Consider the following 13,562-nt stretch of genomic DNA (forward strand, 5'->3'; position numbering starts at 1 on the left):
CACATGGATAAGCTCGCCATACATGGAGGCGTTCCCGTCAGGAACAAACCCTATCCCATCTGGCCCATTAGTGAAGAGGAAGAAAAACGGCTGCTGTACGAAGTGATAGACTCAGGAAAATGGGGAGGTTCAGGAGGAGCAAATCTAGCAGGTTATGAAGCAAAACTTCCTATTTTCGAGAACAAGTTTGCAAGTTTTCAAGATGCTGGTTACGGCGTCAGTGTTGTAAATGGAACCGTTGCTATCACCGTTGCTTTGCAGGCAGCGGGAGTAAAGCCATACGATGAAGTAATCATGCCCCCTTATACTTTTATAGCTACAGCAACGGCCCCGTTAATGTTTGGAGCGATACCTGTGTTCGTGGATGTAGAAGAAGATAGCATGCTTCTCGACCCAGAGAAGGTGGAGGAAGCCATCACCCCAAGGACAAAAGCCATTATTGCGGTTCATATCGGAGGGACGGTAGCAGATTTGGACCGGTTAAGCGCTGTCGCGAGGAAACATGGAATTGCATTGATTGAGGATGCAGCCCAGGCGGTAGGATCTCAATGGAAAGGAAAAGGAGTAGGAGCCATTGGCGATATTGGCACGTTCAGTTTTCAATCAAGCAAAAATTTAACAGCTGGTGAAGGAGGAATGATCGTTTCAAACAACCGTACTCTAGCTGACAAGGCATGGTCTTTGTGCAACGTAGGAAGGAGCCGTGACGGTGCTTGGTACCAGCACGACACGATAGGATGGAATCTGCGTCTTACTGAATTTCAGGCAGCAGTATTGCTCGGACAGATGCAGCGGCTTGAAGAACAGGTGGAACGGCGCAATCGCAATGCGATTCTTTTGGATCAGTTGCTCAAAGACATTGACGGGATACAATTGTTTAGAGACGATTTACGGGTGACCCGTAACGGTTATCACCTCTATATGTTTTATCTGGAAGAAGAGTTCGCCAGGTCTTTTCATAAAGCTGAGTTCATGAAACGGCTTTCTGCAGAAGGAATCCCATGTGCAAGCGGATATACGTCTCTTACGAAATACGACGCCATACAGAATTCAATTGAGGAATGGACAGGAGAAAGAAGGATACAGACTTGCCCCGTTGCTGAACGAATGGGTGACCAGCAGGTTTTATGGATCACCCAAACCGTGCTGCTGGGAGATGAAGAAGGGATTTATGATGCGGCAAAGGCCGTTAAAAAAGTCGCTCAGTCGCATCTTCCCGTCATGGGAGGAGGATGACAATGAAAGTGTCATTTCTGGGTGAGTTGGAGACATTGCAAGAAGGAATTGAAAAAATTGCTCCACTGCTTGGCATTGAGATATGTGAAGATGGACTTCCCATTCATGTAGTAAAATCTTCAAACTCGCATCTAGACGTTCAGCTGGAAAATGGCCAAGGTTTGATTGGTTACCACGATAAAATACATTTTTTCCGGGCGCTGGGATTATTTGTGGAAGCAACGCGTGAAAAAGAAACGTTCCACATAACAGAACAGCCCTATTTTGATATGAATGGGGCAATGTTTGACTGTTCCCGAAACGCTGTCATGAAAACCGAAACGGCCAAAACTTTTCTTCGTTATATGGCCATTATGGGCTTAAATGTCATGATGCTGTATACAGAAGACACGTATACGATTGATGGTGATCCGTATTTTGGCTATATGCGCGGACGATATAGTAATGAGGAGCTTCAAGAAATCGATGATTACGCCTACTCTTTAGGAATAGAAGTGATTCCCTGCATACAGACGTTAGCCCATTTATCAACGTATTTAAAATGGTCTCACACTTCAGCGATCAGAGACACGGAAGACGTCTTGCTGGTCGGGAATCAAAACACATATGAGTTCATAGAAAAAATGATTGTATCAGCTTCATCTCCCTTTAGAAGTAAGCGAATCCATATTGGAATGGACGAAGCACATGGACTAGGCAGGGGAAACTACCTTGACCAGCAGGGGAAAAAAAACCGTTATTCCTTAATGACTCAACATTTAAAGCTGGTCGAAGATATCCTGAAAAAGTATAAATTGCGTCCCATGATTTGGAGTGATATGTACTTTCGAGTATGGTCTGAAACGGATGCCTATTATGATTTAAATATTGAAATCCCTGAAGAAGAGACAAAACAAGTCTCTAAACAAGTACAAATGGTGTATTGGGATTATTACAATGAGGAAGAAGGCTTTTATGAGCAGTATATTGACAAACATGCTGCTTTCGGAAGTCTCCCGATTTTTGCAGGAGGAATCTGGACCTGGCATGGTCCTACGATTCATTATGAAAAGACGTTTCATACAAGCAATCCTGCCTTGGCTGTATGCAAAAGAAAAGGCGTGAGAGAGGTTTTTGCGACATTGTGGGGTGATAATGGCGCGGAAAGTAATTTCTTTTTTGCCCTTTTAGGTTTGCAGTTATTTGCGGAACATGGGTATAACAGCATTGTTGACGAACACAAGCTGAAAAAGCGGTTTGAATTCTGCACGGGTGGAAATTATGAGGCATTTTTAACGATGGGAAAGTTAGATGTGCATCCTCAAGCTAACATACATGCCCTGATTCCCGACAGTCCCGCAAAGTACCTGCTGTGGCAGGATATTTTACTCGGATTGTTCGATAAAAATATAGAAGGCCTCGGATTTTCACAGCATTTTCAAAACATTAAAGACGAACTGCAAAGATATTTGGGGACATCTTCTCCATGGAAATCTCTTTATTCGTTCATGATGAAGCTGTGTACGGTACTAAGCATTAAGAGTGAATTAGGATTAAAAATAAGTGAATTTTACCATGGAAACAGGAAGGAAGAACTAAAGGAAATAGCTATAAAAGAATTGAACCTTTTAGAAGAAGCCGTTAAGGAGCTTCGTATGATCCATCGAAGACAATGGTTTACAAATAACAAACCATTTGGATGGGAAATCCTTGATATTCGTTATGGCGGACTGCTGGCAAGGATAGAGACGGTACGGGATCGGCTTATGTCTTTTATTGATGGACGGATTGACACTCTGGATGAAATGGAGGAGGAAAAGCTATTTTATGATTCATTTTCCCGTGACTCAAAGAAAGGGGTAGGGAAGGAAATTAAATATCAGCGGATTGTTTCTGCTAATCCTTTGTAAATATTGAAAAATCATGTATTTAAAGACAGTTAAAAGACTTGTCTGTAAATAAAGTGGTCATTATAATGAAGTCAAGTTTATGAAAAGCTTTACAAAAATGCTTTCATAAACCTGGGTAAATCAAATTTGATGGTTGGGGAGGGGCTTACGTGAAAAGGAAAAAACTGGCGTTTCTATTTTTGGTCTTTCTACTTGCATTTATTCCCTTGTTAGCTTGTTCAAACGAGGAAAAAGCATCAAGTGACAGCAAAAACGGAGAAAAGGTGGAACTTGAATTTTGGACGATTAATTTAAAGAAGAATTTTAATGATTATATTCAGGGTATGATCCATGATTACGAGAAGGCCAATCCGAATATCAAGATTAAATGGGTAGATGTTCCGGGTGCCGATGCGTCCAAAAAGTTTTTGACATCCTTACAAAGCAGGAAAGTGCCGGATGTGGTCAATCTGGCCAGCAGTGATATCTCCATGATTCAGCAGTACAATGTTCTGTCCCCGCTTAATAAACTTATCTCCAAAGATGAATTGAATGCGTATATTCCTGGATTGATTGACAGCTTAACATTCCAGGATGAACTTCAAGGGCTTCCGTGGTACTATGGCGGACCTCCAATTGGCACCATTAATACAGAAGTGTATAAAAAGGCAGGATTAGATCCCAACAATCCACCAAAAACATGGGAAGAAAGCTTGGAAAACGGAAAAATGATTCATGAGAAACTTCCAAAAGTATATGGTTCCAATGACTTGCCGGGTATTGAAGTTTTTGTGAGCCAAGGGCTTCCCATCCTTAATGATGATCATACAAAAGCGGTATTTAATTCAGACGAACACGTGAAATTTGTACAAATGTTTGTAGACGGCTACAAGAATGGAGCAATTGCTCCCGGGGCGGTAACGAAGGATGACCGTCAGCTTCAGCAAACCTATGAAAATAAGCAGCAGGCACAGGCTGGGCAGTCCGTAGCAGCCACCTTACTCAATCTGGAAAAAAATGCTCCTAATGAAATTAAGAAGATCAAAGTGACAAAACCTGTAACTGGAGGAGATGGAACCGTAGCTGTTAAAGCCATTCAAACCTTTGTCGTACCAAAGAAATCAGAGCATCCTAAAGAAGCCGCTAAGTTTGCTCTTTTTGTTACTAACGCAAAGAATCAATTGGATTTTGCCAAACTTGTTCCTATATTCCCATCGACTACTGAAACATTAGAAGACCCGTTTTTTAAAGAATCAAAGGGGAAGACCATTCATGATGAAGCAAGGAAAATTATGGTGGAAACAGCTCCGCATTTAAAGGTTAATATTTTAGGGATCAAAGATGAGGAAAAGTTAAGAGACTATTTTACTGAACAAATCCGTGCTGCCTTGATGGGTGAACAATCGGCAAAAGAAGCACTGGATAAATCGGTAGACTATTGGAATCAAGCACTAAAGAATCAAAAATAACGTTTAGTACCTAAAAAGAGCAGCGGAGGGTTTCCCGTCCGCTGCTACTGTTTGATTGAAAGGAGTGGTAAAATGGCCGTCCACCAAGTAGAAACAAATATTCACCAAACGGTCAAAGCTTCAGTTAAACAAAAGAAAAAGAAAAAATTCAACTATGTTCCTTATGTTTTCCTGCTGCCGGCAATTGTGCTCCTCCTCGTTTTTGAATATGTGCCGACTCTGAACGCTTTCTATTATTCTTTTACCGAATATCATATTTTATCTCCTGCTGAATGGACGGGGCTTAAAAACTACAAAATGATGATGGAGGACGAAAAATTTTGGATTGCACTGGGCAACTCCATGAAATACTTTGTTATAACCGTCCCTATGCTGGTCATCCTCCCTTTATTTTTGGCCATACTTGTAAACCGTTCGATTAAAGGAATCACTCTCTTCCGTGTTATTTATTATCTCCCTGTTGTAACAGCGATGGTGGCTGTAGCCATCGTGTGGAAATATTTATATCATCCAACCGGTTTAATTAATGCAGCCCTTCATGGAATAGGATGGGATCATGCAGACATAAATTGGCTGTTGAATAAAAATACAGCACTTCCGGCGGTTTCTATGCTGGAAGCTTGGAAGGCGGCGGGCTTTTATATGCTGATTTATTTAGCTGGCTTGCAGACGGTTTCCAAGGAGTTGATCGAAGCGGCAAAAATTGACGGGGCTTCAAAAATCCGAATTCTTTGGCATGTATACTTACCCCAGCTAAGGCCTGTTTTTGCTGTCACAGTTGTTATGGCCACACTCGGAACGGTTCAAATGTTTACGAGCATCTACGTAATGACAGGTGGAGGCCCGCTGGACAGTACAATGTCTCTACCGCTTTATATCTATCAAAAAGCGTTTGTTGAATTTGATATGGGCTACGCTACTGCTATGGGAATGGTATTGTGGCTGATCCTTATGGTCCTGACCATCATCAATTACAAGCTTTCAAGAGGGGGGCAATCCATACAATGATGAATAGACAAAAAACAAATTGGAAGAAAGTTAGTAAACTTGCTCTCTTGTATTTGCTGTTAATTGGGGTAGCCTGCATCTTCATAGGACCATTTTTATGGCTTTTATCTACTGCATTCAAGTCGAACAGCCAGGATGTTTTCAGTTTTCCGCCAAGTTTTATTCCAAAACCCGCTGTCTTTGACCATTTTATTGAAGCGTGGACGGCTATTCCTTTTCCGCGTTATCTGTTAAATTCATTTCTATTAATCATCATCATGGTTCCTGCCCACATTTTTTTAACTGCCCTAACGGCTTATCCTTTGGCCCGAATGAATTTCCCGGGAAGAAATTTTATCTTTTATGCCATTATCGCAACTATGTTTCTCCCTGAAGAGGGGAAATTGGTACCCTTGTATATCATTGTGGAAAAGCTGGGATTGGTAGATTCATGGTGGGGACTTATTTTACCAGGTCTAGTAGGAGGTTTTTCTATCTTTTTAATGAGGCAGGCCTATTTGGCAATTCCCAAAGAAATTGAGGAAGCTGCGATTATCGATGGCTGTGGTCCTTTTCGTGTGTGGTGGAGTATCATACTGCCATTAACAAGACCGACGCTTGCCGCCTTAAGTGTTTTTGCATTTATTTCTGTTTGGAATTCATTCATGTGGCCGCTCATCATATTAAAAGATGACAGTTTGTTCCCGATTTCCTTGGGGCTTGCTTACTTATCCGGAACGTTTGGTACGGATGTAAAAACAATGGCTGCTGGAGTTGTTATTTCCCTTGTTCCCGTTATTATTTTTTACATTGCCATGCAGCGTCATTTTGTAAGCGGGCTGCAAGGATCGATTAAAGGCTAAGGAGCATTGGTAACCTATGAGAACATTAGCATGGAAAAAAAAACCGTTGAGGATTGTTGATTTTATTCCACCCGGGCCTGAAGTTTATGAAAGGCTTGACCTTCAAGAGCAGTTTCTCATTCGAAAAAGCCTGGGCTTTAATTGTGAACACGTAGAAGTACATGATATTGCTGAAGGAGAGTCCGGGATAACGTTCTATCCATCTGATTGTGCTGTAGAAGTTAGAAAAAATATTTTGGTACAAATAGAATCCCAGTATGACAAGCTGGAAATTAACCCTATTGTATACTTCAATGTTCACTGGCTTTCATCCTCGCTTGCTGTGCAGCATCCTGACTATCAGCAGGTTTTTCCGGATGGTGAGCCCATACCAAGTGCTTATGGATCTGGGGCATATTCTTGCATAAATTCCCCTTTTCGCGAGTATGCCTTTCAAGTCATAAGAAATCTGTCAGCTTATAAAATAAAAGGGATTTTCCTGGATGGTCCCTTTTTTCGTATTGAAGGATGCTATTGCAGAAGCTGTAAACATGATTTCCAAAAGGCTTTTCATTATGAACTTCCTGTGTGGGAAAAAGCAACGCCTCAAGAAAGAAAGGATTTATTTCGTTTTAAAAGGGAGTCCATTGCCCTTTTTATGAAACAAGCAAGCCGTTTATTAAAAAGCAAAAAACCGGATGCCATGATTTACATGAACAGCCCTCAACTGGTCCCAACCATTTATTGCAGCCGGGATAACCGGCTTACCGTTGAACATCAAGATATGCTCTTAGCCGAAGGAGGATTTTTAAGTGATGATCTGAGACAGGTCCCGATCTGGAAACCTGCTGCCACAGCTCAACTGCTTGAAACCCAGTCTGCTGGCAAACCTTATTGTGTAGCGATTGCCGGCCGGCTTGCCCCCTGGTCCCGTTATTTATTATCGGCAGCTGAAACATGGCTGACTCATGCAATGGCTGTTTCTCACGGTGCCAATACGTGGTATGGAGTTTACAATGACAATAATCTTGACCCAAGAATGCAAACGGTGAGGGAAATCAATACCTTTCTTGAAGAGAATGAAGGGTGTTATACCGATACAAAATCAATGGCATCTGTTGCTTTAATGTGGTCTTATGATACCGCCAATTTTTATCAATCTTCCGCAGAAGAAACCGATTTTACAGCTGGCCAGGACAAAATGAGAGATCCTGACAAGAGCGATGCCCGAGGTTCCTTTATGGGTTGGTATGATGTTTTATCAAGAAGCAGAATACCGTTTGATATTGTAGACAATGCATCGATAACAGATGGTTCACTTGCAAAGTATGAACTTTTAATTTTGCCCAATGTGAGTGTCATGAACGAGGAAGAGGCCAACCGTATCAAAGCTTATGTTAATAGAGGAGGGAAGGTCATAGGATCATTTGATACTTCTCTTTATCAGGAAGATGGGCAGAAAAGGAATCAGCCTTTGTTAGCAGAAGTGTTTGGCATAACGTTACGTGCTATTCGCCACTGCCAATACGATCATATTGAATGTGATTCACGTCATGATTTGCTTACATCCATTGACCAGCAGTTAATTCCAGCTGCACGGTTAGGAACTGAAGTTGCTAGCAATCATGGTGCAGAAAGCGTGATGTTCTACCGGGAAAAACAGATTTCGAGATATTGTGAGCTTCCGCGAAAAACATCGCACCCCTATGTCGTTAAAAATGGCTATGGATTGGGAGAAAGCATTTACTTTGCCGGAAATGTAGGCAAATTTTATGAAGCGTATGCTCTTCCGGAATACAGGAAGCTGATGGAGAATGCGGTGAAGTCACTGGTGGAAATTCCAATCCACGTCGGTTCGGTACAAAATACAGAATCCATTCATGTATCCTTGAGAAATCAAGGGGAGAACCGCATTCTTATTCATGTAATCAATTACACAGCTTCGATGACGAGACCGATTACTGAAGTACTGCCTTTACCAGATTTGACGATAAACATCCGATTACCAAAAGAGGTTGATTCTATTACATTTTTACGAAGCAAAAAAAGCGCAGACTTTGTCCAGCACGGAGGATGGGCAAGGATCCAACTGCCGACAATTAAAGAATATGAAGTCGTGGACATTTGTTTATTGTCAACGTAAGGAACTGGTTTTGAAAATTAGGGACATTAAAAAGACTTGTCTTAAAAAGGAGAGATGAAAGAGACCTATGAATACAATAGCGGAATTAGAAAAAAAGCTTTCGGAACCATCCCCAAGATTAATTGAAGATATAAGAAGCATTTCCGGTGACATTATCATTCTTGGGGCAGGCGGGAAAATGGGGCCAACTTTGGCAAAAATGGCAAGAAGGGCTGCAGATAAAGCGGGGCTTTCAAAAAGAATCATTGCTGTATCCCGCTTCAGCAGCCACCCAGCCCGAATAGAACTAGAGCAAGAAGGAGTAGAAACTATCGCTGCGGATTTATTGGATCCTCATCAGCTGAATCAACTCCCAGAAGCTGAAAATGTTATCCATATGGCTGGATTTAAATTTGGAACGGTCGGCAATGAGGCGTATACATGGGCTATGAATACTTACTTGCCAGCATGTGTGGCCCAAAAATTCAAAGGAGCAAATATTGTCAATTTCTCGTCTGGAAATGTATATCCCCTGACACCTGTATCAAAAGGTGGGGCCACAGAAACCCATCCAACTGGCCCAATAGGGGAATACGCTCAATCCTGCTTGGGGAGAGAACGTATTTTTGAATATTTTGCTCACCTGCATCAAATCAAAATCGTCCATTTCCGATTAAATTATGCCATTGATTTACGGTATGGTGTGCTGCTGGATGTGGCAAGGCAAGTAAAAGAAAGAAAACCCATTGATTTAAATATGGGGCATGTAAATGTCGTATGGCAGGGAGATGCCAACGAAATGGCCATCCGAAGTTTAAGATTGGCAGACTCTCCGCCATTGATTATAAATGTAACAGGTCCAGAAACCATCTCTATCCGCTGGCTTGCCAGACAGTTTGGAAATCTGCTGCAAAAGGAACCCGTTTTTCTAAATGAAGAAAAAGAAACAGCGTTATTAAGCAATGCATCAAAAGCTCATCAATTATTGGGTTATCCCAATGTGCCGCTTCAGCAGATGATTGAATGGGTTGCCCGGTGGGTCGAAAAAGACGGAATAATGATTAACAAGCCGACTCATTTTCAGCAACGGGAAGGAGCTTTTTAAATGAATGCACAGCTTTGCCCAGAAAAGCATAAAGCTCTTTTATCGGGTATGGTAATACCCGCCCACCCCTTAGCCCTTACTTCTTCCCGGCAACTGGATAGAGAATGCCAAAAAAGATTAACAAGGTATTATATTGCATCAGGTGCCGGTGGTCTTGCAGTAGGAGTGCATACTACCCAGTTTGAAATTCGCGATCAGCCAAAAATGTTTGAAGAGGTCTTGAGATTAGCGATAGAGGAAGCAGCTGACGCAAGCCTTAACCGGCCGTTTGTTATGGTTGCAGGAATTTGCGGACCAACAGATCAAGCGTTAAAAGAGGCAAGGCTGGCAAGAGAGCTTGGCTACGATTTAGGTTTGGTCAGCATGGGTGGGCTGTCTGACTGGACAGAACAACAGCTTTTTGAACGAATGGAAGCCATCTCTTCCATAATTCCGGTCTTTGGTTTTTATTTGCAGCCTTCTGTTGGCGGGAGAATCCTAAGTTATGAGTTTTGGAAAAGAATAGCGAACCTGTCAAATGTGATGGCAATCAAGATTGCTCCGTTCAATCGTTATCAAACAATAGACGTAGTAAGAGCAGTCTGTGAATCAGGAAGAACAGATGAAATAGCGCTTTATACCGGGAATGACGACAATATTGTAGCTGATTTACTCACGCCTTACCGTTTTGTTATCGATGGTCGATTGGTTGAGAAAAGAATTGTCGGAGGACTGCTTGGTCATTGGGCAGTCTGGACCAAGAAAGCAGTGGAACTATTGGAGGACATAAAAAAAAGGCTGCAGAATGCTCCGAACGCAGTAAGTTATGATGACTTATTGCAACGGAATATAGAAATAACGGATGCTAATGCTGTAATTTTTGATGCTGCCCATCAGTTTTCTGGATGTATTCCTGGCATCCATGAAATACTTCGAAGGCAAGGAATGCTGGAAGGAAGATGGTGTTTAAATCAAAAGGAAGATTTATCACCGGGACAAATGGAGGAAATTAATCGGCTCTATCATCAATATCCCCATTTAAATGACGATGATTTTGTGAAAAAGAATCGCTTTAAAAGGAAAATCAATGATGTAAAGGAGGATACCAATGCCGTTAGTTAGCTCAAAGGAAATGGTGAATGATGCCTATCGAAACCATTATGCGATCGGAGCATTTCCCGCTCATAACTTGGAAATGATTCGAGCCATTACTGAAGCTGCTGATGATTTGAACGTACCGATAATTTTACAATCCACACCTGCAACCATTTATTATATGGGGATGGATCATATGGTAAGCATGGTTAAAACCGCAGCTGACGGTGTCAGTGTTCCAGTATCCCTCCACCTGGATCATGGAGAAAGCATAAGAACCGTACATCAATGTGTGCGTGGAGGCTATACTTCCATAATGTTTGATGGTTCTCTCCTCCCATTTGAAGAGAACATCGATTTGGTTAAACAAGTAGTTAGTGTTTGCCACGATGTAAATGTACCAGTAGAAGCAGAATTGGGTGCTATCGGAAAGGCAGACGATGAATCACAAGACATGGAATATTATACAGACCCTTCCATGGCAGAGGAGTTTGTGTATAGAACGAAGATTGACTTTTTAGCTGCAGCATTTGGGACAGCTCATGGTCAGTATAAAAAGGCGCCAAGGCTAGATTTTGACCGTGTAAAAAAAATCTCGGAACAAACCGGAGTTCCTATCGTTATGCATGGAGCGTCCGGAGTTCCGGATGAAGACCTAAAACGGGCGATAGGCTGTGGCGTAAGTAAAGTGAATTTCTCAACAGAATTAAAGCAGGCTTTTTTTAAAGAGCTGTCCCATTTTTTACATGAAAATCCTCTTCAGAATGATCCGCGTAAGGTTTTCGTGACATCAAGAGAAGCTGTAAAATTCATCGTGAAAGAAAAACTATTGCTGCTGAAGCCCATTCCAAAAGCCGTACAATGACAAATCAGAACTTTGTTACGACAGTTACCCTAAATGCTGCTATTGATATTACTTATAAACTTTCCAGCTTCAGAACCGGCCACATACACCGGGTAGGAACATGTCACAAAGAACCGGGAGGCAAGGGTATCAATGTGGCAAAAGTATTAAAAGCTTTCCATATTCCTGTCATTGCCACTGGGTTTGCTGGGGGCTTTAACGGAAAGAGCATATGTAACATGCTGGATCTCTCTGCAGTGAAACATGATTTTGAACTTGCAGCAGGTGAATCCCGACTGTGTATGACGATACTGGATAAAGAGGCAGGGAGCCAAACAGAACTATTGGAGAAAGGACCTGTCATTTCAGAGGAAGAATATGGCGGGTTTCGCCGCCGCCTGCAGAAGCTTGCAAAGATAAGTGAATTTGTTGTTTTTTCGGGCAGTCTTCCTTCTGGTTTGCCTTCATACACCTACAAGGATTTGGTAGGTATAGTTCAACTTTTAGGCGTAAAGGCGGTCGTGGATACAAGCGGTGAGTCCTTAAAGGAAGCAATTAAAGCTAAGCCATTTATGATCAAGCCGAATTTTCAGGAGCTTATAGAGATGACAAACCGAACAACTTGGTCAGAGGATGATATTTATGATTGGATCATACACTGCCAAAATCTAGGTATCTCTTATCCTTTTGTATCGATGGGGGAAAACGGATTGTTTGCCGTCATCCATGGTGAGAGATGGAAAGTGGTGCCTCCTAAATTACAAGCAGTAAATACGGTTGGCTGCGGAGATACACTCATTGCCGCTCTCATTACAAAAATGATAGAAGGTAAAAAAACAGCCGAAGTATTGCGAGCTGCAGCAGCTGCAGCAGCTGCTAATGCCATGGAAGAAAGAGCTGGAGTTATATCGCTGGAAAAATGGAACGAATTGAAAAAAAGTGTAGCCATCTTACGTAATGGAAAGGAGTACTATTCATGAGTAGCTCATATACGTTTCAAGAAATCCATTCACAGGCAGCAACATTGGAAACAACCCAAAAACTTATGTTGGATCTTTCAATAAAGAAACCTGAAAATAAATGTGTTCACTTGTTTATTGGATGCGGAACCTCTTATTATCTTGCCATTTCTGCTTCTCGTTTTTTTCAAGAAACAACAGGAATGGCTGCTCAAGCGGTTCCAGCCTCGGAAGTTTTTTTACATCCTAAACAGACATTTGCACAAGATTGCCATTATAAACTAATCGCTATTTCCCGGTCTGGAACAACATCTGAAGTTCTGCACGCATTAAAATCGGTAAGAGGAAATAAGAAAATTGCAACCCTTGCTGTGACTTGCCATGCCGATTCCGAAATTACTCAATTAAGTGGAGAATCTATCATATTGAATCACGTACAAGAAAAAAGTGTTGTCATGACTCAATCGTTCACGAACATGCTGTACGCACTACAGCTATATTCTGCCCGACTGGCTCAGCTTGAGCTGCATGATTTACTGCTTGTTCCCCAAATAGTAAAAGAGACGTTGAAGGATACAGAAATGATGCGTGAGATTGCTGAGACTGAGCAGAATCAACGGTTTATTTTTCTTGGAACAGGAAGCTCTTTTGGATTAGCGGAAGAAGGCTGCCTCAAATTAAAAGAGATGACACAAACCGAAAGTGAGGCTTATTCTGCCCTTGAATTTAGGCATGGTCCCATCTCAATGGTAGATGAAAAGACCGTTGTATTATTGTTATCAACCGGTGACCTGCCAAGAAAAATAGAAGAATCGCTGCTTCTCGATGTTCAGTCATTCGGTGGGCGGACAGTCCTTATTGGAAACCAGCATGAACGATTAGGAGCAGACCTTGTTATTACCGTTCCATGCAGTTCCAATTGTAAAGCAGCTTTACTGTGTCTAATGCCTTATTTACAAATGTTAGCCTATTATCGGGCAACTGCGCTAGGATTAAACCCCGACCATCCTAGAAATCTTAATCAGGTGGTTAAGATTAGCTTTTCTTCATAGGAGG

At 41.9% G+C, this 13,562-nt stretch carries 11 protein-coding genes; all 11 read left to right on the top strand.

What is annotated here, in order from left to right; translation table 11 throughout:
- Positions 1 to 3: 3 nt before the first annotated feature.
- The 11 genes from P4361_RS19365 to P4361_RS19415 all read left to right on the top strand — a co-directional run bounded on the left by P4361_RS19365 (position 4) and on the right by P4361_RS19415 (position 13,558).
- Positions 4 to 1,236 (top strand): DegT/DnrJ/EryC1/StrS family aminotransferase, encoded by a 1,233-nt coding sequence (locus P4361_RS19365; protein WP_256227475.1) that lies wholly within the window; start codon positions 4 to 6, stop codon positions 1,234 to 1,236.
- A gap of 2 nt (positions 1,237 to 1,238) precedes the next feature.
- On the top strand, positions 1,239 to 3,125 hold the full coding sequence (locus P4361_RS19370; RefSeq protein ID WP_328090578.1) for a beta-N-acetylhexosaminidase: 1,887 nt from the start codon (positions 1,239 to 1,241) through the stop codon (positions 3,123 to 3,125).
- Positions 3,126 to 3,274: 149 nt separating this feature from the next.
- Entirely contained in the window at positions 3,275 to 4,573 is a 1,299-nt protein-coding gene (locus P4361_RS19375) for a sugar ABC transporter substrate-binding protein (protein ID WP_328090579.1), read from the top strand.
- Positions 4,574 to 4,645: 72 nt separating this feature from the next.
- Positions 4,646 to 5,581, top strand: coding sequence for a carbohydrate ABC transporter permease (locus tag P4361_RS19380; RefSeq protein ID WP_091005099.1), 936 nt, complete (start codon positions 4,646 to 4,648; stop codon positions 5,579 to 5,581).
- On the top strand, positions 5,578 to 6,423 hold the full coding sequence (locus P4361_RS19385; protein ID WP_199805048.1) for a carbohydrate ABC transporter permease: 846 nt from the start codon (positions 5,578 to 5,580) through the stop codon (positions 6,421 to 6,423). The genes P4361_RS19380 and P4361_RS19385 overlap by 4 nt, the downstream gene beginning before the upstream one ends.
- A 16-nt stretch (positions 6,424 to 6,439) precedes the next feature.
- Complete coding sequence (locus tag P4361_RS19390) at positions 6,440 to 8,545, top strand: beta-galactosidase trimerization domain-containing protein (protein ID WP_328090581.1); 2,106 nt, start codon at positions 6,440 to 6,442, stop codon at positions 8,543 to 8,545.
- Positions 8,546 to 8,612: 67 nt separating this feature from the next.
- Entirely contained in the window at positions 8,613 to 9,629 is a 1,017-nt protein-coding gene (locus P4361_RS19395; RefSeq protein WP_256227469.1) for an NAD-dependent epimerase/dehydratase family protein, read from the top strand.
- The gene (locus P4361_RS19400) at positions 9,630 to 10,730 is read left to right on the top strand and encodes a dihydrodipicolinate synthase family protein (protein WP_328090582.1); all 1,101 of its coding nucleotides are present in this window, start codon (positions 9,630 to 9,632) and stop codon (positions 10,728 to 10,730) included.
- Entirely contained in the window at positions 10,717 to 11,568 is an 852-nt protein-coding gene (locus P4361_RS19405; RefSeq protein ID WP_328090584.1) for a class II fructose-bisphosphate aldolase, read from the top strand. Before P4361_RS19400 ends, P4361_RS19405 begins: the two co-directional genes overlap by 14 nt.
- Positions 11,565 to 12,527, top strand: coding sequence for a 1-phosphofructokinase family hexose kinase (locus P4361_RS19410; RefSeq protein ID WP_328090585.1), 963 nt, complete (start codon positions 11,565 to 11,567; stop codon positions 12,525 to 12,527). Before P4361_RS19405 ends, P4361_RS19410 begins: the two co-directional genes overlap by 4 nt.
- Complete coding sequence (locus tag P4361_RS19415) at positions 12,524 to 13,558, top strand: SIS domain-containing protein (RefSeq protein ID WP_328090586.1); 1,035 nt, start codon at positions 12,524 to 12,526, stop codon at positions 13,556 to 13,558. Before P4361_RS19410 ends, P4361_RS19415 begins: the two co-directional genes overlap by 4 nt.
- The last annotated feature ends 4 nt before the right edge of the window (positions 13,559 to 13,562 follow it).

The sequence above is a fragment of the Fictibacillus sp. B-59209 genome, assembly GCF_036216745.1.
In the GTDB taxonomy this organism is placed as follows: Bacteria; Bacillota; Bacilli; order Bacillales; family Fictibacillaceae; genus Fictibacillus_C; species Fictibacillus_C marinisediminis.

Bases quoted from the DNA above. Each gene is read 5' to 3' on its own strand.
- P4361_RS19390 (WP_328090581.1), top strand. From the start codon at position 6,440: ATGAGAACATTAGCATGGAAAAAAAAACCGTTGAGGATTGTTGATTTT.
- P4361_RS19410 (WP_328090585.1), top strand. From the start codon at position 11,565: ATGACAAATCAGAACTTTGTTACGACAGTTACCCTAAATGCTGCTATT.
- P4361_RS19405 (WP_328090584.1), top strand. From the start codon at position 10,717: ATGCCGTTAGTTAGCTCAAAGGAAATGGTGAATGATGCCTATCGAAAC.
- P4361_RS19400 (WP_328090582.1), top strand. From the start codon at position 9,630: ATGAATGCACAGCTTTGCCCAGAAAAGCATAAAGCTCTTTTATCGGGT.
- P4361_RS19415 (WP_328090586.1), top strand. From the start codon at position 12,524: ATGAGTAGCTCATATACGTTTCAAGAAATCCATTCACAGGCAGCAACA.
- P4361_RS19370 (WP_328090578.1), top strand. From the start codon at position 1,239: ATGAAAGTGTCATTTCTGGGTGAGTTGGAGACATTGCAAGAAGGAATT.
- P4361_RS19365 (WP_256227475.1), top strand. From the start codon at position 4: ATGGATAAGCTCGCCATACATGGAGGCGTTCCCGTCAGGAACAAACCC.
- P4361_RS19385 (WP_199805048.1), top strand. From the start codon at position 5,578: ATGATGAATAGACAAAAAACAAATTGGAAGAAAGTTAGTAAACTTGCT.
- P4361_RS19395 (WP_256227469.1), top strand. From the start codon at position 8,613: ATGAATACAATAGCGGAATTAGAAAAAAAGCTTTCGGAACCATCCCCA.
- P4361_RS19380 (WP_091005099.1), top strand. From the start codon at position 4,646: ATGGCCGTCCACCAAGTAGAAACAAATATTCACCAAACGGTCAAAGCT.